The following is a 22,278-nucleotide window of genomic DNA, read 5'->3' as shown; positions in this document are numbered from 1 at the left end:
TCTATCAAGTCACTCCCGGCCGGGCTCTCACCCGTGATCACCATGGACACGTCATTACCGAAGCCACACACAGCGGGCAGATCACGTTGGAGTCACCCGGCGACCACGCCAGGCCCCGCCCCGTCGAACAGCGCCCGGTAGCAGAACCCTGACAGAGAGATCACGTTCACCACGGAATTCCCTGCTCCACGAGGCTTGCAGCCCTCGTGATGGACGCGCGGCCCTCGCGACGTAGGCCGGCAATCGCTTTCCCCGGGGCGGGCCGGGCATCACGAGGATCACCCGGGCATCAGGAGATCCGGGGCCAGGCAGCACGAGGATCGCCCGGACATCACGAGGATCCCGGGCCAGGCAGCACCAGGATCGGCCAGGCATCACGAGGATCACCCGGGCATCACAAGGGCCGCAAGCCTCGTGCGGGAGGGAATCGGGTGGTGAACGTGGTCATTCAGGGGACGCTGCGGCGCCAGGTGCCGTTCGCCCGCCGCGGGGCGACCGGGTCGATGGCCGTCCCCGTGCCGCCGGCCGTGCGGCGGGCGCGCCGCACGGGTGTGCCGTTGCCGGCGACGTCGCGCCGGCGGGGGAGCAGCAGCCGGGTCGTCACCAGCTTGGCGCGGTCGCGACGGCGCGAGCTGCTGCGGCGGGCGAGGTCGGCGGCGCCGATGAGCCCGGCGTCGTTGCCGAGCGACGCCCGCACCACCCCCGCCTCGGGCCGGAAGCCGCGCCCTGTCAGCGTGCGCCGGAACGTGGTGCGGGCCGGGTCGAGCAGCAGGTCGCCGACGTCGGAGACGCCGCCGCCGATGACGAACAGGCCGGGGTCGAACGCCGCCGCCAGGTTGGCCAGCCCGACGCCCAGCCAGTGGCCGATGTCCTCGAGCAGCTCCAGCGCCGCGGGGTCGCCCTGGGCGGCCAGCGCGCTGACCATGGGCCCGGTGATGCGCGACGGATCGCCCTCGCAGGTCTCGGCGATGCGGTAGGCGACGGGGGAGCCGTTGGCGACCAGCTCGCGCGCCTCGCGGACCAGCACGTTGCCACTGGCGTACTGCTCCCAGCAGCCGCGGTTGCCGCACTCGCAGCGATGCCCGCCCGGCACGACGACCATGTGCCCGAACTCGCCGGCCACGCCGAACCGCCCGCGGTGCAGGACGCCGTCGAGGACCACCGCGCCGCCGATGCCGGTGCCGAGGTTGACGCACACGACGTGCGACTCGCCCTGGGCGGCGCCGAACCGGCACTCGGCCCAGAGGGCGGCGTTGGCGTCGTTGTCGACGACGACCGGCAGGCCGATGCGGCGCTGGAGGGCGTCGCGCAGCGGCTCGTTGCGCCAGGCGAGGTGCGGGGCGAAGAGCACGGAGGACTGGGTGCCGTCGACGAAGCCGGCGGCGCCGATGCCGACCCCCAGGACGTGGTGACGGGCACCGAGCTCGCCGACGATGTCGGCGATGGTGTCCTCGACCACGCGGGCGCTCTTGTTCTTGCTGGGCGTCTCGCGGCGCGTGCGGTCGATGATGGTGCCCTCGGGGTCGACTACGCCGGCCGCGACCTTGGTCCCGCCGATGTCGATGCCGATGGTGGGCCGCAGCGCCAGCCGGGACACCCGCGTCCGGGTTGGAGACATGCCCACAGTATGGCCGGACGGTGTCACGCGGCCGGTCAAGGGGCGGGCGCCTGCCCGGGCGGGGCCAGGATGCCCAGGGCGTAGGCCGTCGTCACGGCGGCGGTGCGGTCGTCGACGCCGAGCTTGGCGAACACCCGCAGCAGGTGCGTCTTCACCGTCGCCTCGCCGATGTGCAGCACCCGCCCGACCTCGGCGTTCGACAGCCCGGTGGCGACGGCGGCGAGCACCTCGCGCTCGCGCGGGGTCAGTGGGGGGACCGACGGCGTCCGCAGCCGGTGGACGAGGCGGGCGGCCACGGGCGGCGCCAGCACGGTCTCGCCGCGGTGCGCCGCCCGGACGGCCGCAGCCAGTTCCAGCCGCGGCGTGTCCTTGAGCAGGTAGCCGGTGGCGCCGGCCTCGACCGCGCGGACGATGTCGGAGTCGGTGTCGTACGTGGTCAGCACCAGGATCCGGGTGCGGGGCAGCTCGGCGAGGATGCGCGCCGTCGCTTCGGCGCCGTCGAGCCGGGGCATGCGCAGGTCCATGAGGATCACGTCGGGACGCAGCCGGCGGGCCAGGACCAGCGCCTCCTCGCCGTCGCCGGCCTCGCCGACCACCTCGATGTCGTCCTCGGCCCCGAGCATGCCCGCGAGACCGGTCCGCACGACCGGATGGTCGTCGACCAGCAGCAGCCGCAACGTCGTCACGGCGCCTCACGCTACCTGCGCGGCAGCGCGACGGTCGCGCGCACCGTCGTCCCCGCGCCGGGCGCGCTGACGATCTCGAGCACCCCGCCCACCTGCTCGACCCGGGTCCTCATGCCGCGCAGCCCGTAGCGGTCGCGGGTGGTGGCGGTCGGCTCGAACCCGCGGCCGTCGTCGACGACGGCGACCGTGGCGGCCCCGGCCGGGCCCGGCCGGAACCGCAGCGCGACCGTGACCCGCCGCGCCCCGGCGTGCTTGCGCACGTTGGTCAGCGCCTCCTGCGCGGCCCGCAGCAGCACCACCTCGACGTTCGCCGGCAGGACAGGGGCCTCGCCATCGACCTGCACGGTGACGTCCAGCCCGGTCTCGTCGGCGAACCGGGCGGCGATGCGCTCGACCGCCTCGGGCAGCGTGGCGTCCTGCAGGCCGACCGGCGCCAGCGAGCTGACCAGGGCCCGCGCCTCGGCGAGGTTGTCGCGCGCCGTCTGCTCCAGCAACGCCAGCCGGTCGCGGACGGCGACGGGGTCGCGGTCGAGCGCCACCTCGATGGCCTGGGCGAGCGTGAGGATGCTGGTGAACCCCTGGGCCAGGGTGTCGTGGATCTCGTGCGCCAGCCGCTGCCGTTCGGCCAGGACGCCGCGGGCGTGCTCGAGCTGCGCCAGCTCGCCGCGGGTGCGCTCCAGCTCGTCGATGAGCGTGGCCCGCTTCTCCGCCTGGATGAACACGTGGCTGATGAACAGGCCCATCAGCAGCGACAGCCCGATCTGCAGCCCGGCCTGCGGCGCGACCTCGCGCACCGCCTCGGGGGTCCAGCCGTCGCGGCCGACCTCGACCGCGGCCAGGCCGGAGAGGAACACCACCGTGCCGCCGACCGCCCACCGGGTCGGGAGGTACACCCAGATGTGGGGGATGAGCCCGAACAGCAGGAAGTAGGCGTCGTCGCTGCCGACCCCCAGCAGCACGTACATACCGGCCCAGCTGACGACCAGCTGGGTCACCGCCTGCCAGCCGTGCTCCTCGGTGCCCAGCAGCCGCCGCCCGATCAGCAGGTAGACGACCACCATCGTCGTCAACGCGAGGAGGCCGGCCAGGCGGTCGCGGCTGGACAGCTCGCCGGAGCTGCCGATGATCAGCGCGAGCAGCCCGAGCAGCCCGAGGTACACCGAGTGCCAGGCGACCGTGGTGCGCTGCCAGAACGTGTCGAGCTCGGCGACGCTGCTGCGCACCGGGCCGCCGTCGCCGGCGCTCAGCCCCCGTCCCTGCGCTGCCACCGGAACGTCCGGACGCAGATCACCAGGCCGGCGATCAGCCACAGCGACAGGATCAGCACCGTCGGGCCGTGCTGCCATGATCCGGACACCTCCAGGTCCTCGAAGCCGTCGGGCAGGAACACCGAACGCATCCCCTGCGCCAGCCATTTCAGCGGGAACACCGAGGCGACGTTCTGCAGCCAGCTTGGCAGGTCGGAGAAGACGAAGAACACGCCCGAGATGAACTGCAGGATGATGAGCGGCCCGACGACGACGGCGGAGGCGCTCTTCGCCGACCGCGGCACCGACGAGTACGCGATGCCCAGAACGGCGCCACCGGCGGTCCCGAGGACGTAGCACCAGGCGAAGGTCAGCCACTTCGCCGACTCGGACGGCAGCTCGACGCCGAACGCGAGGGCGGCGACCGCCAGCAGCAGCGCGATCTGGCTCAGCCCGACGACCAGGATCATGCCGACCTTCCCGAGGAAGTACGACACCGGCGGCATCGGCGTGCCGCGCAGCCGCTTGAGCGTGCCGTCGTCGCGCTCGACGGCGAGGCCGATCGCGAGCGTCTGGAAGCTGACCAGCATGATGCCGGAGGCGACCATGCCGGGCAGGAAGTAGCGGGCGAAGTCGACGGGGGCACCGCTGTCCTGTCCGACGTCCTCGCCGCCGAACGCGACGGCGAAGATGCCCAGCATGATGATCGGGAACAGGAACGAGAAGATGAGCGAGTCGCGCTCGCGGAAGTAGCTCTTGATCTCCAGCGTGGCGCGCGACCGGGCGATGCGGGCCGGGCTCACCGTGATGGTCATGACACGACCTCCAGGGTCTCGGCCGGCTGGCCGATCAGCCGCAGGTACACGTCCTCCAGCGTGGGCCGGGTGACGGCGAGGCCGGGCACCTCGCCGCCCAGCCGAGCGGCCAGCCGTGCGATCAGCGCCGTCGGGGTGGCGGTCCGCTCGGTGCGCGGGCGGCCGTCCTCGGTCCAGCGCACGATCGCCTGGTCCTGGTCGCGGCCGCCGAGCCGGTCGGGGGTGTCGAGGGCGACGATGCGGCCCGCGGCGATGACACCGACGCGGTCGGCCAGGTGCTCGGCCTCGTCGAGGTAGTGGGTGGTGAGGATGATCGTCGTGCCGCCGCCGGCGAGCGAGGAGATGAGCGCCCAGAAGTCGCGCCGCGCCTCCGGGTCGAATCCGGTGGTGGGCTCGTCGAGGAAGAGCAGCTCCGGGTTGCCGAGGATGCCCAGCGCCACGTCGAGGCGGCGGCGCTGGCCGCCGGAGAGCTGCCGGGCCCGGGTGGCGCGCTTGGCCTCGAGGCCGACGGCCGCGATGACCTCGTCGGGGTCGCGGGGGTCGGGAAAGTAGCCGGCGAAGTGCTGCACCAGCTCCTGGACGGAGATCTCGTCGAGTCCCGCGGAGCTCTGCAGCACGATGCCGATGCGGGCCCGCCAGGCCGGTCCGGAGCGGGCCGGGTCCGCGCCGAGGACGGCGACCTCGCCGGCGTCGCGACCGCGGTAGCCCTCGAGGATCTCGACGGTGGTCGTCTTCCCGGCGCCGTTCGGGCCGAGCAGGGCGAAGACCTCGCCGTGCGCCACGTCGAGGTCGAGCCCGTCGACGGCGGGCACCCCGGCGTAGGCCTTGCGCAGTCCGCGGACGCGGATGGCGGTGGATGTCGCTGCGGTCATGGCTCCACGATGCCGGTGCCGCCGGGCCGGCACGAGCACCGCGCGGTGGGATGCGGAGTCCACCGTCCGGTGGACCCGCCTGAGGCCTGCTCAGGCCCCCTCAGAGGTGACCGAGGGGGCCTTAGGGGGCGTCTGAGGAGGGCTTAGACGCTGCTCAGCGGCCACAATGCGGCAGTCTCCCGATGCGTCACACGGTGCCTCAGGACCATTCTCGATGACAGAGGGAAACGAGTATGGCGAGGAGCCGAAGCATCATGAGCATCCACGGGGACTACGCAGCATTCATCGTCCACGACCAGCGTGCGCGCGACCTGCAGGCCGAGGCGCGCCGCGACGGCCTGGCGCGGCAGGCACGGGCCGCCATCAGGCGCAAGCGCGACCGCAAGGCTCGCGCGGTCGCCGGCAGCCGGGCCCGGACCGCTTGAGGCCGGGCCCGGCTCTGCCGAAGGGAAATATCGGATGGCGCTGTCGGTGGCGGGTGGCAGGATGAACGACGTGCCCATCCACGTCGCCCGCACGGGTCTCGTCGGCAGGGAACGGCAGCTCGCCGACCTGCGCGAGGCCTACGCCACCGCGCGCGGCGGCGAGCCGGTCATCGTCCTCGTCGGGGGCGAGGCGGGCATCGGCAAGACCCGGCTCACCGAGGAGTTCGTCGCCGAGGTGGTGGCCGACGGCGCCCGCGCGGTCGTGGGGCAGTCGGTGCCGCTCGACGGCGAAGGGCCCGCGTTCGCCCCGCTCGTCGGCGCGCTGCGCGGGCTGCACGCCGAGTTCGGCGCCCAGCAGCTGCTCGAGCTCGCCGGCCCCGGCGCCGACGCCCTGGCCGGGCTCGTGCCCGAGCTGGGGGTCGCGCCGGCCGAGGGTCCCGAGGGCCGCGGCCGGCTCTACGAGGTCGTCACGTCGCTGCTCGAGCGGGTCGCCGCCGAGCGGCCGCTGGTGGTGCTGCTCGAAGACCTGCAGTGGGCCGACAGCCCCACCCGCGACCTCCTGCGCTTCATGGTGCGCGGCGTGCGCGACTCCCGGCTGCTCATCCTGGCCACCTACCGCAGCGACGAACTGCACCGCGGCCACCCGCTGCGCCCGCTGCTGGCCGAGCTCGACCGGTTGCGCCAGGTGCACCGCATCGAGCTGCCCCGCCTCGACCCCGACGAGGTCGTGCTGCAGCTGCGCGGGCTGCTGGGCCGTCCGCCCGAGCACGCGCACGTGCAGCGCATCATCCAGCGCAGCGAAGGCATCCCGTTCTTCGTCGAGGAGCTGGCCTGGGTCGACGTGGACGGCGGGTGTTCGGAACTGCCCGGCTCGCTGCGCGACCTGCTGCTGGTCCGGGTCGAGCCGCTGTCCGAGGACACCCAGCGGCTGCTCCGGCTCATGTCGGCCGCCGGCAACCGCGTCGACCACTCCGTCCTCGAGATCGTCGCCGAAGAGCACTCCGGCGCGCTCGAGGCCGCCCTGCGCGAGGCCGTCTCGGCCGGTGTCATCGTGGTCGACGGCGACGGCTACGCCTTCCGGCACGCGCTGCTGCGCGAGGCCCTGCACGACGACATGCTGCCCGGCGAGCACGCGCGCATGCACGCCCGCTACGCGCAGGCGCTCGAAGCGCACCCCGAGCTGATGCCCAGCTCGCCCACGGCCACCGAGGTCGCGCACCACTGGTACTCCGCCCACGACGTCGAGCGCGCGTTCGCCTGGTCACTCACCGCGGCCGACGAGCTCGTGCGCAGCTACGCGCATGCCACGGCGCAGCAGCTGCTCGAGCGCGCGCTCGAGCTGTGGGACCAGGTCGCCGAGCCCGAGAAGGTGGCCGGGCGCGACCGCCTCGACGTCTTCATCCGCGCGGCCACCGAGGCCTACGCCGCCGGCGAGTTCGAGCGCACGCTGTCGCTGGTCAAAGAGGCGCTCCGGCTGGTCGACCGCACCGCCGACCCGGCCCGGGCCGGCTGGCTGCTGGCCCATCAGGGCAGCGTGAAGAGCCGGCTCGGCCGCCCGGGCGCCGTCGAGTCGCTCATGGAGGCGCGCGAGCTCATCCCGGCCGAGCCGTCGGTGCAGCGGGCCGAGGCGCTCGACTGGCTGGCCACCATGCTCATGCTCGACTGGCGCTTCGCCGAGTGCCTTCAGGTCGCCGACGAAGCCGAGCAGGTGGCGGCCGCCGTCGGGCTCGAGCGCATCGTCGCCTCGGCGCACGTCACCCGCGGCACCGCCTGGGTGCACATGGGCGACGCCGACAAGGCGCTCGCCGAGCTGCGGCTGGCCGGTCCCACGGCCAGCGCCGAACCCGACCACCTGCACCGCTACTTCGTCAACCTGTCCGACGCCTACACCCTGCTGGGCCGCTACCGCGAGGCCGTCGACGTCGCCACCGAGGGCTACGAGCACGCCCGCAAGCGCGGCCGCAAACGCACTTCCGGCGTCGTGCTGGCCGGCAACGCCGCCGAGCCCATGCTGGCGCTGGGCGACTGGGAGCGGGCCGAGCGCATGATCGAGCGCGGCCTCGAGCTGGTGCCGCCACCCAACCACGAGCGGCACATGATCGGTCTCAAGGCCTGGCTCGAGCTCTGGCGCGGCGAGGTCGACGCGGCGGCCGCGGCGGTCGAGCGGCTGCGCGCCGGCATGACCCGCCGCGTCCTGCTGCCCCAGGACAGCCGGCTGGTGGCCCGGCTCGACGCCGACGTCGCGCTCGTGCAGGGCGACGCCGAGCGGGCCTGGACCGCCGTCACCACCGAGGTCGGCGGCCGCATCGACGCCGCTGTCCCGGGCTACGACCTGCCGCTGGCCTTCGCCGGCGCCCAGGCGCTCGGCGCGCGCATCCGGGCAGCGGGCGGCACCGCCGGCCTCACGGGCGACATCGCCTGGCTGCGCGCGCTCACCGAGCACACGGCGAGCGGCTGGCCGGTCGACCTGTGGCCGGCCCTGGTCGACGCCGAGCTGGCTGGGCTCGGGGGCAACGACGCCGCGGCCTGGGACCACGCGCTCGGCGTGCTCGAGGCGGCCGAGGGCCCGGTCCACCTGATTCCGTACGCCGGCTACCGGCTGGGCCGGGCGCTGGTCGAGGCCGGCGACCGCGACGGCGCGCTCACCGCGCTGCGCGCCGCGGCCGCGGCGGCCGACGCGCTGGGCGCCGGGCTGTTCCGCGGCTGGGTCGACGAGTTGTCCCAGCGGGCCCACCTGCCGCTGGTCGCCGGGGTGCCGTCGCCGCGGGTCACGCCGTCCGGGCTCACGGCGCGCGAGCACGAGGTGCTGCGCCTGGTCGCGCAGGGCCGCAGCAACCGCGAGATCGGCGAGGCGCTGTTCATCAGCTCCAAGACCGCCAGCGTGCACGTGTCGAACATCCTGGCCAAGCTGGGCGCGTCCGGCCGGGGCGAGGCCGCGGCCATCGCCCACCGCGACGGCCTGCTCGACACCGCCGCCTCCTGACTGCGATCTCGAGGTCAAGGCGGAACGACGTGACGTCCCTGCCCGCAGGATGCGCAATCAGTATCGCTGACGAAGGTCGCCTCTCTGCCCCGCGCGTTGTGCTCAAGCGACCGCCTGACCTACGCCTTCTCTCGAGCAGCGGCCGAACCCGCTGGCCTGCGAGTCACTGCTCGCTTCGACATGCGCGCACTCCGCATCTCTCGCGGCGCTATGACGCACCGGTCAGATACTCCCCGGCTCGTCAACTCCGAGCCTTGGATGCTCACTCGTCGTCGGACTCCTCGTGGAAGCTGACTAGTACGGAGTCAGGCCCGACCGCGGAGCCGCCGCCTCCACGGCGAAACCAGCGGCCTTCGTGCTCAACTCGGTCTGCGTCAGCGGCCACGTCGATGGTTCCTACCACCGCTCCGGATGGGTCGCGAAGGCGTACTCGGATCGTGTCCATCTGACGATCCTGCACCCACAACACTGTGGCGCGCGAGTGCCAGCGCGCCACGACGGCCTCCGTCGCACCGAGATGTTGCGCAGCGAACGCGGCGGAATGACGCACTTTCCCAGGCAGATTCCCAGGCAGCAGGAACGCCGTCGTGCCGCCCGGGCGTTCAGGTCTGGAGGGACGCGACCACTAGTTCGAGCCTGGCCAAGCGAGTGTCTGGCGCACCCGCCACCTCGATGACCTCGGCTCCTCCCGTCAGGTCCTCGTCGTTGGCGAGTTCGAGAAGAGCCTCGTTCATTGCTGAGCGCAGATCCGGATCTTCGTCCTCGGGAACGTCGATGCGGTCGACAGAGTTGAGGGTAAGCAGGACAACCAGATCGACCTTCTTCATCGCTTCGATGCACAGGTTGACTCCGCGACGGACATGGTCGCGAGACCGCGCGGGTCGCCCCAGCTGCTCGAGCGCGTCCAGGTATGCAAGGAAGTCCAACGGGCCGCGTTCAGCGATCACTGGCCCATTGCGGAGTTCGAGGAGCCGCGCCGCTGAGACCTCCAACTGCTGGTAGAAGATGCCGGCGCCCGCATCGATCCTGTAATCGTCGAGCATCTCGAACGGGTCCGGCAGAATCCGGAACTGCGGTTGCGCTGTCGCGAACGCATCGATCAGGGAGGTCTTCCCGCTCGCGTGGGTTCCGGACACCACAATGACCATGGTCGGATTCTAGGAACATGTGGTGGCCGACAATCTCGCGGGCCATCCGGATCATCCCCGTACTGATCGCGATGGAGGGGCCGCTACGCGGCCTCCACGTCCGCGGCCTCCTCGTCGATGAAGACCAGGAGGCCGACGATGACCATGATTGCATGGAGGGCGTTGCGGCATGAGAACTGGCGTGTGCTGACGCCGTGAACGGTGGCGTGCCGGCTGAACGTCGTGGAGACCGTGTCGCCGTCGTCACTCTGGGCTATAGACGATTCCCGTAGGACCGGCGTCCGGCCAGACTCGGTCCAGGCGCTCGGCGGGACGCTCTCTTCTGGGCTGCCCATCCCGCTTGTGGGGTGTGGCTCTAGTTCGGTTTGCGGTCCGCTGGGCGCCGTGGCGCGGTGTGGCTCAAGAGGGGTGTGCCCGGCTCGCAGTAGCAGTGCCCGCCGCGCCGGCCCATCGGTATCGGGAGCGGGGAGCTACATGAGCATCGAGAAGCACGGCGTCGTGATCGGCGTTGACCCGCACAAGTTGTCGGCCACGATCGAGGTCGTCGACCAGCGTGAACAGATTCTGGGATGTGGTCGGTTCAGCACCGACAAGGCTGGTTACCAGGCGATGCGTCGCTACGTGCAGGACTGGCCGCACCGGGTCTGGGCGTTCGAGGGCAGCAACGGAGCCGGGCGACCACTCGCGCAACGGCTGCTCGCCGACGGCGAGGCGGTGGCTGACCTTCCGGCGAAGCTGGCCGCTCGAGCGCGGCTGCTCGACACCAGTCACGGCCGCAAGACCGACGCTCATGACGCGCAGCTCGGTGGCCGTTGCAGCGGTGCGCTCCAAGGAGTTGCGCGTGCTCGCCGTCGACGCCCAGCTGGAGGCGTTACGGATGCTGTTGGATCGCCGTGATGAGCTGATGCGCCGCCGTGTGCAGACGGTCAACCGACTCCACCGGCTGTTGTCGGAACTGCTGCCCGGCATGGCGAAGAAGGACATCACCAGCCCGCAAGCACAGGCGCTGCTGAGGACTGTGCGTCGGCGAGACCTGGTGGGCAAGACCCGGCGGCGCATCGCCGCCGACGAGGTTGCCGCCGGCGACGGCGAGCTGTTCGCCGGCCTGCCGCTCGGCACCAGAGCTGGTCGGGATCGAGAAGAAGGCCAAGGCGCTGGCTACACAGATCGAGCAGATGGTGGTCGCGTCGCAGTCGCGCCTGATGGATCTGCGTGGTGTCGGACCACTGGTGGCTGCCCGCGTTCTCGTCGAGGTCGGTAACATCGCCAGGTTCGCCGACCGCAACCGCTTCGCCCCCTGGACCGGGACCGCGCCGCTGGTGGCATCGTCGGGTGAGCAGGTCCGGCACCGGCTGTCGCGGGCTGGGAACCGACGGATGAACCACATGCTGCACATCGTGGGCACAACCCAGATCAGGCTCGACACACCAGGCGGGGCGTACTACCGACGCAACCTCGCCGACGGAAAGACCCGGATGGAAGCCATGCGCGGCCTCAAACGCCGGATCTCCGACGCGGTCTACCGGCAGTTGGTCGCCGACGCTCGCGCCGCCGACATCGAGGAGTTTGGAACGGGCCCGGGAGGGCACTGCGGGGCGACTCATCAATCCAGCGCGGTCGACCTGCCCCCGCACATCGACACTTCGGATCAGCCACTTCCCGGACCCGCGAAACCGACGCTACAACCGAGCCCACCCTCCCGGAAGCCCACAGCCAAGCAATCCCTCGAACGAGCCGGTTGACAACAGAGGGGAGCCGGAACGACGCGATGTTGTGAGCCTGTGGGTGCGTCGTGGCTGCGCGGGTGTCTCGCCACAGTCCGAATGGGTGAACTCTGCCCGGCTAGCGCACGCGAGCGCGGAGCGGCTGACGACCAGCCAGAGGCCGCAAGAGGCCAGAAGCCGGCCGCGGCAGGGGCCGGGCGACGTCGGAGCGGCCGGGGCAGATTGGCGGAACCCGCGGCCGGAATGGAGATCGACAGGGCGCTCAGCCTGCCGCCCGCTCGGCGTTCCAGCGGCACAGGCCACCGTCGCCGGCCACGATGTCGTTCGCGTAGGCCTCGGAGTCCAGCTCGGGCCGGTAGCCCAGCTCGGCGGTCGCGTTGGCGTAGTCGAAGACCCCGCGGGTGTTGGCCGACACCCCGAAGTAGCAGCCGAAGTGCACGTCGGCCGCCAGCGCGGCCCGGACCAGTCGCCGCAGGTCGCCGGGCGCCAGCCAGCCCATGAGGTTGCCGGTGTCGGTGGGCCGGGGCACCACGCCGCCCAGCCGCAGGCACAGCACCGACAGCTCGCCGCCGTCGGCGACGGTGCGGGCGTAGGCCTCGGCGAACACCTTGGTCGCGCCGTAGGTGCAGCACGGCCGCGCGGGCCAGCCGGGGTCGACGGTGGCGCCGGGCGGCAGGCCCTCGGCGACGTAGCCGCCCATCGCGTGCACGGAGCTGGCCAGCACGACCCTGCTCACGCCGGCGGCCCAGGCGGCGTCGAGCAGGGTGACGACGGCGTCGGCGTTCGGCCCGCGCAGCTCGGCCCACGAGGCGCCGGGCCGCGGGTTCGCCGCCAAATGCACCACCGCGTCGACGCCGTCGACGGCGGCGGCGGTGAAGTCCGGGTCGGTGAGGTCGCCGGTACGGGTCTCGGCGCCGTCCCAGCCGGTCACCTCGCGAGTGTCGACGGCGCGCACGTCGACACCGGTCAGGCCGGGACGGAGCATCCCGGCGACCTTGCCGGCGGCGCCGGTCACGAGCACAGTGGTCACGTCGGCCTCACCAGTTGGTCAGCGATCCGTCAGGACGACGGTAGCGGGGCGGCGGCCCCAGCTCACCCGTCGCCGCGCGGCGCGCCGCCTCGAGATCGAGGTCGACGCCGAAGCCCGGCAGGCCGCTCGGCCGCACGCTGCCGCCGTCGACGATCGCCCCGGCCACGACCAGTGGGTCGTCGTCCCACCCGTGCGGGTGGGTCTGCTCCTGCACGCCGAGGTTCGGCAGGGTGAGGTTGAAGTGCGCCGACGCCGCGGTGCAGACCGGCCCGAGCGGGTTGTGGGTGGTGACCTGGATGTGGTGCGCCTCGGCGATGGCGGCGATCTTGCGGCCCTGCGTGAGCCCGGTGTTGGCCAGGTCGATGCGAGCGTGGTCGACGAGATCGCCCTCGAGCAGCGGCCGGAACTCCCACGCCGTCGTCAGCTGCTCGCCGGCGGCCAGCGGGACGCCGGTGCGGGCCCGCAGCATGCGGTAGGCGTCCATGCTCTCCGAGCGCAGCGGATCCTCGACGAAGTACGGCCGGGCCGGCTCGATCTCGCGGCAGAAGACCGTTGCCTCGGCCGGGTCGAGCCGCGTGTGCACGTCGACGAGCAGCTCGACGTCGTCGCCGAGCGCCTCGCGCAGGCCGTGGAAGGCCTCGACGTTCGCGCGCAGCGTCGCCCGCGGCTCCAGCACCGGGTCGGTGGGCGGCTGCAGCCCGATGCGCAGATGCCGCCAACCCCGCTCGACCAGCCCGTGCGCGTGGTCGAGGTACTCCGGCAGACTGTGCCCCGGCAGGTGCACGTAGGCGGGGACGTGGTCGCGGACGGCGCCGCCGAGCAGCTCGTGCACGGGGACCCCGAGGGCCTTGCCGCGCAGGTCCCACAGCGCGAGGTCGATGGCCGCCGCGGCCGCCGCGACGTCGCCGACCGCGGGGAAGAAGCCACCGCGGAGGAACAGCTGCGACAGCTCCTCGATGCGGTGCGCCTGGGTGCCGGTGGCGAGCTCGGCGAAGTCGGCGAGCGCACCCAGCACGGCTCGCGGCCGCGAGCGCATGCCCACCTCGCCCAGGCCGTGGAGTCCCTCGTCCGTGTGCACGACGACCAGCAGGTAGGTGCCCGACCTCGTGGCGACGACCAGCGGTTCGACCTCGGTGATCTTCATCGATGCGGCCCCAGAGTGATATCCGTATGGTGGTAGTGTCATCCCCATGATGCACTAGCCGTGCAGCTGTGAGGAGGTCGGGTGTCCGGACGAGGGGTGTTGCTCATCGGTGCGTCGTCCGAGATCGGCCGCGCCATCGCGGGCCGGTTCGCCGCCGACGGCGATACCGTCGTCGGCGCCGGCCTCGACGTCTTCGGCCACCCGTCCCTCGCAGCTCACGTCACGGCCGACTGTGCCACGCCCGGCGGCGCCGGCGCGGTGGTGCGGGCCGTGCTCGAGGCGGCCGGGCGGCTCGACGTCATCGTCCCAGCGGCGGCCGTGCAGCCCACCGCGCCGCTTACCGAGACCACCGACGAGCAGTGGCACGCGAGCCTCGACGCCGTCATGACCACCGCGTTCCAGGTCTGCAAGCACAGCCTGCCGCATCTGGGGTCCGGCTCCTCGATCGTCGCCGTGTCGTCGGTGAACGGGCGGGTCGCCTCGCCGTGGCTACCGGCCTACGCCGCGGCCAAGGCCGGGCTCGAGGGCCTGGTGCGGCAGCTGGCACTGGAGTATGGGCCACGCGGCATCCGCGTCAACGCCGTGGTCCCCGGCCTCATCACCACCGACGAGGACGACCGGCCCGGCCTGGCCGAGGGCTACCCGCTCTACCGCACCGGCCGACCGGCCGAGGTCGCCGAGGTCGTGCACTTCCTCGCCGGCGACGGCGCCTCCTTCGTCACCGGCGTGTCGCTTCCCGTCGACGGTGGCCTCACCATTGCCAGCCCCTCCGCCTTCGCCCGGCCCGAGATGCGCGCCCGCTTCCTGCCCTGAGCCGGCGCTCGCCCGCTCAGCGGTCGACCACGGCGGCACGGACCTTGTCCTCGTCGACCACCACACCGAGACCGGGACCGTCGGGCAGCAGGTACGCGGCGGCCTCGGCGACGATCGGCTCGGCCAGCAGACTGTTCGCCAGCTCCACCGTCCCCGGCGAGTACTCGAAATACGGGGCGTTGTCCGCCGCGGCCGCCACATGCAGCCCGGCCGCCAGCGCCAGCCCCAGGGCCGCCGAATGATGCGGGAGGATCGGCCGGTACGCGGTGTTGACCAGCGTCGCGATGGCATTGCCCTCGGTGATGCCGGTGCGGCCGATGTCGGGCTGGTAGACGTCCAGCGCGTCGACCGCCAGCCAGTCGGCCACCTCGTGGCGGTGCCGGTGCGCCTCCCCGGCTGCGATCGGCAGGTCGGCGGCGGCCGCCAGCGCGGCGTACCCGCGGGCGTGCTCGGCCGGCAGCGCGGACTCGAGGAACCACGCCCCGCGTGCCGCCAGCTCGCGGGCCATCCGCAGGCCCGACGGGCCGTCGAGCCGGCAGTGCACGTCGACGGCGAACCGTGCGTCCGGCAGCACCCCGGCGGCCCGGTCGAACACCGCCAGCGCCTCATCGACGTCCGGGCCGAGGTGCAGCTTGAACCGCCGGATGCCGTCGTCCCAGTGCCGCCGGAACTCGTCAGCGGTCGTGGTGGTGCCCACGGACGTGAGGTAGCTGGGGATCCGCCGCTGGAACGCCCCGCCCAGCAGCGCCGCCACCGACAGCCCGGTGGCCCGCCCGAGCAGGTCCCACAGTGCGATGTCGACGGCGGCCAGCGCGTCGGCCTGGTGCCCGCCGAGGTGGCCACGCTCGCGCATCAGCTCGCCGAGGCGGAACCGCAGTGGCCGCACGTCCGCCGCATCGGCGCCGAGCAGCGCCGGCGTGAGCAGGTCCTCGACGATCGCGGCGACGACCCGCGGCCCGACCGGAACCAGTGCCTCGCCCCAGCCGACCAGCCCGTCGGTCGTCTCGATGCGGACGAACACCGTCTCGCGGCTGGGCGAGTAGATGGTGGGCCGCTGGTGCGGCGCCCGGTAGTCGGGGCCGCCGCGGTCGGGCGTGCCGTCCAGCGCCAGCCGGAGCGGGAACGCCTCGACCGCCGCGATCACCATGCTCTTCACCTGTTCTCCGATCACTGCGCAGGCACAACGGACTCGAACCGGGCCGCGTCGGCTCGATGGTGGCCGGCCGCGACGGAGGCCAGCCGGACCGCCGCGGTCGCGGGGTCCAGGTCGACGATGCCGAGCTGGCGCCAGGTGCCTGCCCCGACAGTCTGGTCGACGACGACGGTGAGCGCATCGCCGGCGGTCACGACGGTGTAAGCGGCGGCCGTCGTGGTCGTCGAGTTCGTCGGGTACCAGACGCTGACGCGGTACCGGCCCGCCGCGGCGAGCGCCGGGGTCCACGTGGCGACAGCGCCGGTGGCGCCGCCGGTGAACCGGGTCCGGCTTCCGTCGTGGCCGAACAGGCTGCTGGCGCTCCACGCGCCGGACTCGGCGTACCCGGCGTCCTCGTTGTCCACGACGGCGGTGGCGGAGGGGTCCGGCGCGCCGACGGCCACCGCCAGCGCGTCCTCCGCGCCGGCTGCGGACAGCGCGACCTCGTGCAGCGTCCCCGCCACGGCGTCGGCCGGCGCGGTCAGCCGGAACTCCAGCGGCATCGACGCGCCGCCGGCGAGGTCGACATCGACGGAGGCGGGCGCGACCGTCCAGCCGGCCGGCACCGCCACGGTCGCGGTGCCGCTCACCGGCGTGCCCTCGCGAGCGGTCAGGGTCGCCGTCAGCGTCGTCGTCCCGCCCGGCGCCGCGACGTCCGTTGCAGCCACGTCCGACAGCACCGGCAGCAGCGCGGCCGCGTCGACCGGCTGGAACCGGACCGCGTCGACCCGGAGGAAACCGGGGTTGCGCACCTCGGCCCGCACGTAGCCGTCGGTGCCGGCACCGAACCGGAAACGGCCCAGCGGCCGCCAGCCGTTGGCCTCCTGCTGCTGGTCGACCACGAACTCGCTGTCGCCGTCGGCGTGGTGGACGATGTAGACCGCAGCGCGCGTCGTGTCGGCATTGGTCGGGTACCAGACGGCGACGTCGTAGCTGCCGTCGGCGGGCAGCTCCGGCCGCCAGGTGGCGGTGCCGCCGAGCCGGTTCTCCTCGCTGTACCGTGTGGGCGTGCGGTTCCAGCCGGTGAGGCCGCTGGGCAGCCACCAGCCCGTCTCGACGTAGCGCGGCCACGGGTGCGCGTCGTCGACGATGATGTCGGTGCCGGCCAGCCGTACGGTGACGGCCCGCTCGCCGGCCCCGTCCGCGGACACGGCGACACGGTGCGCGCTGCCCGGCGCGGCGTCCGCGGCCGAGGTCACGGTGACGGTGTACTCGCGCTCCTCGCGCCCCGGCACGTCGAACGCGATCTCAGCGGCGTCGGCCGTCCAGCCCGCCGGCACGCTGACCCGCAGCGTTCCCGAGAGGGGGAGCGGCCCGACGTTCAGCACGGCGGCGGTCAGCTCGAACGAGTCGCCCGCCGCGGCCAGTTCGGCCGGTGTCGCGGTCAGCGCGGGCAGCTTCAGCGGCGGCAGCACCTCGACCGCCGCGGGGGTGAGCGCGACGCTCCCGCCGGTCCAGTCGGCCGTCCCGGCCAGCTCGACGGTGCCGGTCGCGTCGGCCGGCGAGGTGACGTCGAACGTCCAGTCCGCGGTCCCGCCGGCCGGCACCGTCGCGGGCACCTCGCCCACCGGCCGCGCCGTCCAGCCGTCCGGCACGCTCAGCGCCACGGCGGCGCCGGCCAGCTCGGCGGCGCCCGCACGTACCCGGGCCCGGAGCCGGACGGTGTCGCCCGGCGTGGTGTCCGGCGACGCCGACAGGTCACCGTTCGCCGCCTGCCCGGCCGGCACGACGCCCGTGACCGACGCCGGCAGCCGCAGCGTATGGGCCTGCGTCGCCGCCGGGCCGGAGACGACCCGGTACGCGAACGGCGTCGTGAGGCCGTCGACGGGGACGGTCCACTCGAACGGGAAGATCTTGGCCGGTGCCTGCTGCTCCGCTCCGTCGCCGACGGCGTAGAACAGCTGCGGCTGCGGCGACTCGACGTCGACCTGCACGTACGCGTCGTACCCGGACCGGTCCGGCCGGACCAGCAGCACGGCGCGGACCAGGCCGGTCTCGGCGGCGGGGTCGAGGAAGGCCTCGTGGTGGCTGTCCGGCGACCGGTCGCCGGCGTCGGACGTCCAGTGCCACGGCACGTCGATGTCGACGTCGCGGATCACCAGCGCGGCGTGGCCCTTGGCCGGCACCGTCGTGGTCAGCCGCCCGCCGCGCAGCGCACGGGCGGTCCGGATGCCGGCACCGCCGCCGAGCACCTCGACCCGGTTCGCGTCGCGGCGGGCCAACCCGGTGACCGGTGTGGCGACGTCGACGCTCACCCGCTCCTCGGTGTCGCTCTCATTGGTCAGGCTGATGTACAGGCTGGCGTTGCCGACCGCCGTCAGCCAGTTCACCTGCGGGTTGTCGACCTGGACGATGCCCTTCGGGAAGTAGGGCCAGACGCCGTCCTCGCCGTAGAACGTCCCCGGCGCGTGCCCGTAGGTCGAGTACTTGAAGAACACGTAGTTCGTCTCGAACTGACGCGGGAAGTCGATCTCCCCGCCGGACCGGGTCATGTGCTCGGTGACCAAGTAGTCCAGCGCCAGGCCCAGCTGGCCGGGGATGTGGTGGAAGTAGATGGTGCTCGACCCGGGCGGTCCCTGGTAGGGGAAGTCCGGCTTCATCTGGTCGACGATGAACTGCCGGTTGTAGTAGCCGGGGTAGTTGGTGAACCGGCCGACCACCAGGTTGTGCGCGACGTCGCGGAACAGGTCGTCGCCGGTGTGCCGGGCCAGCCGCAGGAAGAACGCCGCCCATGCCGGGATCCACGTGAAGCCGCCGCCCGGGTTCAGCCGGCCCGCCGCGATCTTGAACGTGGACAGCTGCTCGAACGTGACGCCGTTGGTCGACGGCATCCACGCGGGGACCTCCTCGCTCTGCACCGTCGTCTCGGGGTACTCCGGCAGCAGCGGCGTGGTCCAGCGGTCGATCTGGGCGTCGATGAACGGCTGGTTGGGCACTGTCACCGTGGTGTCGGGGACCGGCCGCACCTGCATCAGCGTGACGTAGCGCTGCGCCTCGCGGTATGCGCCGTCGAGGAACTCCCGCTCTCCGGTGAGCTCGAACAGCACCAGCAGTTCGGTCCAGCCCTTGACGTAGTTGTAGCCGAAGCCGTTCTCCGCCTGGTTGGTGGTGTACGGCCGCATGATGAGATCGCGGAGGTACCGGCGCGCCTCGGCCTTGGCCTCGGCCAGGTGGGCCTGGTTGCCGGTCAGAACGTACGCCTGCAGCGGCGTGCTGACCGGTGTGCGGCCGTCGCGCGAGGGGCGCTGCTTGACGAGGTCGCGGGCCAGCCGGTGGATGCCGGCGTTCTGTCCGCGGGTCTGCTCGTACAGCGGCACCAGCGTCGACGCGTCGCCGGGGACGCGGCCGATGCGGTACAGGTTGGGGTCGCCGTAGACCGAGGCGCCCGGCACCGGTGTGCTGCCGTGGCCGGCTCGCGACAGGTGGTACTCGATCAGTGGCCGGGCCCGGCGCTCGTACAGCCCGTCGTGGCCGGTCAGGTAGTACGCGGACAGCAGGACGCCGGCGATCGGGGTACGGACGGCCTGGTCGTTCTCGATGTCGACGAACCCCTTGGCGCGGTTCCACCAGCCGCTGAACGACGGGACGAACGCCTCGCTGTCGTCGCCGTCCGGCTCGACCATGAGCAGGTCGATGAGGTTGTGGACGGTGTCGGTGAGCGACGTGTCGTAGACGTTGCGCCGGTAGGGCGCGTACTGGTACTCGTTGCGGACGAGGTCGCTGTAGGCGTCGTACAGGGTGCTGGGAGCGGCGTACAGGCCGAACGCGTAGCCGCGGCTCTCGCCGGCGGCCAGCGGCGAGCGGCGGCCGGTCTGCGGGGCGAAGACCACCGGCTGCACGTTGCGCTCGTCGTTGCGAAGGCTCATGCCGAACGGCTGCCCGTCCGGCCCCAGCTCCCGCTCGTGCTCGAACAGCAGCACCTCGCCGGGCGTGTAGACGCCGAGGGTCACGTCGTGATCGCCGATGCGCCGCTGGGTCAGCGACATCGGCGCGAACAGCTCCCACGCGCCGAGCGCCTGCGCACCCTCGATGACCCGGGCGTGCTGCCGCGACCCGCACAGCACCTCGTCGACGTCGTCGGGGGTCACCGCGTCGACCGACTGGTAGCCGACGACGTAGTCGCCGGCGGCGCCGGCGGTGAGCGTCCACTGCAGCTCGGGGCCCGTGCGCGTCAGCGTCCAGCGGACGGTGAGGTCGTAGCCACCGGGCGGGGTGCTGCGCAGCTCGACGGTGTGCGCGTCGACCTGCGCGAAGGAGTCGAAGGCCACCCAGTTCGGCGTCATGGACGTGTAGTAGTCGGTCGGGTTGCCGTCGCCGCCGGTCAGGACGATCCACTGCTCGTCGAAGCGGGCGTCCGAGGCGGTCACGCGCAGCCAATCGTCGCCGGTGCGGACCTCGAGATCGCGGACGAACGTGTGCCCGCCGTCCCATTCGGCGCGCAGGAACGTCACGCGGTGCCGGTCGCCGGTCATGGTCGCCACCGGCTCCACCGTCAGGTTCGGCATCGGCAGCCGGCGCAGCGCGTCGGGTAGCGGCGGCTGGCCGTCCGCGGCGGGGGTGGTGGCCGCCGCGACCGGCAGCCCGAACGCGTTCATGACGGGCGGCAGGACGGCCGCGCCCAGCAGTAGGCGGATCGCGGTGCGACGGGACATGCCCGGATCGGGGCAGGCTGACGCCAGGGGTACCTCGTGCATGTGCCGGACCTTTCCGTGCGGGGGTCACATAGGGACGGGTGAGGGGAGGTCAGTTCTTGACCGCGCCGGCGATTCCTTCGACGAACGTGCGCTGCAGGAAGAGGAAGACGATGACGATCGGGATGGTGCTGATGCACGCCGCCGCTGCCATGCCGGTCCAGTCCGTACCTTCCTGGCCGAAGAAGTTGTACATGCCGACGCCGAGCGTGCGCAGATCGGGATTGCCGAGCGTGAACACCAGCGGGACGAAGAACGCGTTCCACGCGGTGATGAAGTTCAGCAGCGTCACCGTGCCGATGACCGGCTTCGAGAGCGGCAGCATCACCCGGAAGAACGTGCGCAGGTAGCCGGCGCCGTCCACCCGCGCGGCGTCCTCCAGATCGCGAGGGATGCCGGCGAAGAAGCCCATGAACAGCAGGATCGGCACCACCAGGGCGGGCCCGGCCTGCGCGAGCGCCGCGCCGAGCAGGCCGTTGTTCAAGCCTAGGTCGCTGACCAGGAGGAACACCGGGATGATGGTGTACCCGTGCGGGATGAACATGGTGGCGATGAGAATGCCGACGATCACCTTCTTTCCCGGCAGGTCCGGCCGCGACAGCGCGTAGCCCGCCGCGGCCGACGCGAGCAGGACGATCAGCACCACGGTGATGGAGAACGTGACGGTGTTGATCGTGTAGTCGCCGAACCGGGCGGTGGTCCAGGCTCGCTCGAAGTTCTCGTACGTCCACTCCTCGGGGATCAGCGACAGGCCGCCGAGGAGCATCTCCCTCTGCGACTTGAACGCGGCCGAGACCATCCAGATGAACGGGTAGACCCAGAGCAGGCAGAACGGGATCAGGAACAGGTGCCACAGCTTGGGCCGGATCTTGTACCAGCGGTTGCGCCGGTCCGGGCCGGCCGGTGCGACCGGCGCCGGGGTCTCGCGGACGAGTTCGGTGGTGCTCATGTCGTCGCTCCCGCCTTGTACTGGCGCCGGAGGACCGGGGCCTGCAGCAACGTGATCAGCAGTGTCATCACGCCGAACACCACGCCGGCCGCGCAGGCGAACCCGTACCTCGGCGCCTGCAGGAACGGGTCGAACGCGAACCGGTAGATGTAGGTCGGTACGACGTCGGTGGCGTAGTTCGGGCCGCCCTGCGTGGTCGCCTGCACCAGATCGAACGTGTTGAGACTGCGTTGGAAGACCAGCAGCAGGATGACGATGGCCAGCGGGATCAGCATGGGCAGCACCACGAAGCGCAGCGACTGCCGCGAGCTGGCGCCGTCGATCAGTGCCGCCTCGTGGATGTCCTTCGGGATGGTCTGAAGGGCCGCGAGCCAATAGATCAGTGTGATGCCGAAGCCCTTCCAGACGTCGATGCCGATCAGCGTCGGCAACGCAGTCGACGTCGAGCCGAGGAAGTTGATCGAGGAGTCGATCAGTCCCAGGTCCGAGAGCGCGGTGTTGACCACGCCGCGCACCGGGTCGAAGAGGATGGCGAACACGATGCCCACGACCGCGGTCGTCGTGACGACCGGAAGGAACAGTGCCAGCCGATACACGTTGCGGCCGCGCAGCAACGCGTTGTTCAGCAAAATCGCCAGCACCAGCGCCAGCGGCAGCTCGATGACCAGGGCGGCGAGCGAAAACAGGAACGAGTGCCAGAACGCGTCCCAGAAGTCTCCGGAGCCGAGGACCTCGCGGAAGTTGTCCAGGCCGACCCAGTCCGTCGGCGAGCCGACACCGTCCCAGTCGAAGAACGAGTACCACCAGCTGGCGATCATCGGCCAGATCGAGAAGCCGCCGAACAGCAGTGCGGCCGGCACGAGGAACGCGTAGCTCCACGCGTGGCGGCGCCAGCGCCCGGCGGCGCGAGGCCGCCGGGAAGCTGCGTACGTCGAAGCCAT

Annotated in this window: 15 protein-coding genes and 1 pseudogene; 4 read left to right on the top strand and 12 right to left on the bottom strand. The window is 72.3% G+C overall.

Annotated features, from left to right (window positions below):
* Positions 1 to 448: 448 nt before the first annotated feature.
* From E1212_RS22200 to E1212_RS22180, 5 genes are read right to left on the bottom strand one after another with little or no spacing between them, the layout of a single operon-like run.
* Positions 449 to 1,618, bottom strand: coding sequence for an ROK family glucokinase (locus tag E1212_RS22200; RefSeq protein ID WP_131986504.1), 1,170 nt, complete (start codon positions 1,616 to 1,618; stop codon positions 449 to 451).
* A 35-nt stretch (positions 1,619 to 1,653) separates the two neighbouring features.
* Positions 1,654 to 2,304: a response regulator gene (locus E1212_RS22195; protein ID WP_275296198.1), complete on the bottom strand. Its 651-nt coding sequence runs from the start codon at positions 2,302 to 2,304 to the stop codon at positions 1,654 to 1,656.
* 11 nt (positions 2,305 to 2,315) lie between these two features.
* Positions 2,316 to 3,572: a sensor histidine kinase gene (locus E1212_RS22190; protein WP_131986502.1), complete on the bottom strand. Its 1,257-nt coding sequence runs from the start codon at positions 3,570 to 3,572 to the stop codon at positions 2,316 to 2,318.
* Positions 3,548 to 4,366, bottom strand: a complete 819-nt coding sequence (locus tag E1212_RS22185) for an ABC transporter permease (protein ID WP_131986500.1) — start codon at positions 4,364 to 4,366, stop codon at positions 3,548 to 3,550. Before E1212_RS22185 ends, E1212_RS22190 begins: the two co-directional genes overlap by 25 nt.
* Positions 4,363 to 5,238 carry an ABC transporter ATP-binding protein gene (locus tag E1212_RS22180; RefSeq protein ID WP_131986498.1) on the bottom strand — a complete coding sequence of 292 codons (876 nt, stop codon included), beginning with the start codon at positions 5,236 to 5,238 and terminating at the stop codon, positions 4,363 to 4,365. Before E1212_RS22180 ends, E1212_RS22185 begins: the two co-directional genes overlap by 4 nt.
* Positions 5,239 to 5,492: 254 nt before the next feature.
* Here E1212_RS22180 and E1212_RS29605 point away from each other — a divergent pair, with 254 nt between their 5' ends.
* On the top strand, positions 5,493 to 5,663 hold the full coding sequence (locus E1212_RS29605) for a hypothetical protein (protein WP_162605587.1): 171 nt from the start codon (positions 5,493 to 5,495) through the stop codon (positions 5,661 to 5,663).
* Positions 5,664 to 5,724: 61 nt separating this feature from the next.
* The gene (locus tag E1212_RS30845; protein ID WP_162605586.1) at positions 5,725 to 8,646 is read left to right on the top strand and encodes a helix-turn-helix transcriptional regulator; all 2,922 of its coding nucleotides are present in this window, start codon (positions 5,725 to 5,727) and stop codon (positions 8,644 to 8,646) included.
* Positions 8,647 to 9,248: 602 nt separating this feature from the next.
* On the opposite strand, the gene E1212_RS22170 is transcribed toward E1212_RS30845, so the two are convergent.
* A complete protein-coding gene (locus tag E1212_RS22170; RefSeq protein WP_131986494.1) occupies positions 9,249 to 9,794 on the bottom strand; it encodes an AAA family ATPase in 546 nt (181 codons plus the stop codon).
* 474 nt (positions 9,795 to 10,268) lie between these two features.
* Between E1212_RS22170 and E1212_RS31280 the strand changes: the two are divergent.
* Positions 10,269 to 11,536 (top strand): annotated as a pseudogene (locus E1212_RS31280) (IS110 family RNA-guided transposase).
* A 244-nt stretch (positions 11,537 to 11,780) separates the two neighbouring features.
* Here the strand turns inward: E1212_RS31280 and E1212_RS22160 are convergent.
* Positions 11,781 to 12,548 carry an NAD-dependent epimerase/dehydratase family protein gene (locus E1212_RS22160; protein ID WP_131986492.1) on the bottom strand — a complete coding sequence of 256 codons (768 nt, stop codon included), beginning with the start codon at positions 12,546 to 12,548 and terminating at the stop codon, positions 11,781 to 11,783.
* A gap of 7 nt (positions 12,549 to 12,555) precedes the next feature.
* Positions 12,556 to 13,692: a mandelate racemase/muconate lactonizing enzyme family protein gene (locus E1212_RS22155; RefSeq protein WP_162605585.1), complete on the bottom strand. Its 1,137-nt coding sequence runs from the start codon at positions 13,690 to 13,692 to the stop codon at positions 12,556 to 12,558.
* A gap of 81 nt (positions 13,693 to 13,773) precedes the next feature.
* On the opposite strand from E1212_RS22155, the gene E1212_RS22150 reads away from it, so the two are divergent.
* The gene (locus E1212_RS22150) at positions 13,774 to 14,505 is read left to right on the top strand and encodes an SDR family NAD(P)-dependent oxidoreductase (protein ID WP_131986488.1); all 732 of its coding nucleotides are present in this window, start codon (positions 13,774 to 13,776) and stop codon (positions 14,503 to 14,505) included.
* Positions 14,506 to 14,521: 16 nt separating this feature from the next.
* On the opposite strand, the gene E1212_RS22145 is transcribed toward E1212_RS22150, so the two are convergent.
* From E1212_RS22145 to E1212_RS22130, 4 genes are all read right to left on the bottom strand, one after another.
* Positions 14,522 to 15,652, bottom strand: a complete 1,131-nt coding sequence (locus E1212_RS22145) for a mandelate racemase/muconate lactonizing enzyme family protein (protein ID WP_238992444.1) — start codon at positions 15,650 to 15,652, stop codon at positions 14,522 to 14,524.
* Between the two features lie 20 nt (positions 15,653 to 15,672).
* Positions 15,673 to 20,349, bottom strand: a complete 4,677-nt coding sequence (locus tag E1212_RS22140) for a golvesin C-terminal-like domain-containing protein (RefSeq protein WP_162605584.1) — start codon at positions 20,347 to 20,349, stop codon at positions 15,673 to 15,675.
* Between the two features lie 91 nt (positions 20,350 to 20,440).
* Complete coding sequence (locus tag E1212_RS22135; RefSeq protein WP_131986482.1) at positions 20,441 to 21,337, bottom strand: carbohydrate ABC transporter permease; 897 nt, start codon at positions 21,335 to 21,337, stop codon at positions 20,441 to 20,443.
* On the bottom strand, positions 21,334 to 22,278 hold the full coding sequence (locus E1212_RS22130) for a carbohydrate ABC transporter permease (RefSeq protein ID WP_131986480.1): 945 nt from the start codon (positions 22,276 to 22,278) through the stop codon (positions 21,334 to 21,336). The genes E1212_RS22135 and E1212_RS22130 overlap by 4 nt, the downstream gene beginning before the upstream one ends.

It is taken from the genome of Jiangella ureilytica, from assembly GCF_004348545.1.
Lineage (GTDB): Bacteria > Actinomycetota > Actinomycetes > Jiangellales > Jiangellaceae > Jiangella > Jiangella ureilytica.
This window is presented reverse-complemented; position numbering and strand designations above follow the sequence as displayed.

Bases quoted from the DNA above. Each gene is read 5' to 3' on its own strand.
- E1212_RS30845 (WP_162605586.1), top strand. From the start codon at position 5,725: ATGAACGACGTGCCCATCCACGTCGCCCGCACGGGTCTCGTCGGCAGG.
- E1212_RS29605 (WP_162605587.1), top strand. From the start codon at position 5,493: ATGAGCATCCACGGGGACTACGCAGCATTCATCGTCCACGACCAGCGT.
- E1212_RS22130 (WP_131986480.1), bottom strand. From the start codon at position 22,278: ATGGCTTCGACGTACGCAGCTTCCCGGCGGCCTCGCGCCGCCGGGCGC.
- E1212_RS22170 (WP_131986494.1), bottom strand. From the start codon at position 9,794: ATGGTCATTGTGGTGTCCGGAACCCACGCGAGCGGGAAGACCTCCCTG.
- E1212_RS22155 (WP_162605585.1), bottom strand. From the start codon at position 13,692: ATGAAGATCACCGAGGTCGAACCGCTGGTCGTCGCCACGAGGTCGGGC.
- E1212_RS22145 (WP_238992444.1), bottom strand. From the start codon at position 15,652: ATGGTGATCGCGGCGGTCGAGGCGTTCCCGCTCCGGCTGGCGCTGGAC.
- E1212_RS22185 (WP_131986500.1), bottom strand. From the start codon at position 4,366: ATGACCATCACGGTGAGCCCGGCCCGCATCGCCCGGTCGCGCGCCACG.
- E1212_RS22200 (WP_131986504.1), bottom strand. From the start codon at position 1,618: ATGTCTCCAACCCGGACGCGGGTGTCCCGGCTGGCGCTGCGGCCCACC.
- E1212_RS22135 (WP_131986482.1), bottom strand. From the start codon at position 21,337: ATGAGCACCACCGAACTCGTCCGCGAGACCCCGGCGCCGGTCGCACCG.
- E1212_RS22180 (WP_131986498.1), bottom strand. From the start codon at position 5,238: ATGACCGCAGCGACATCCACCGCCATCCGCGTCCGCGGACTGCGCAAG.
- E1212_RS22140 (WP_162605584.1), bottom strand. From the start codon at position 20,349: ATGTCCCGTCGCACCGCGATCCGCCTACTGCTGGGCGCGGCCGTCCTG.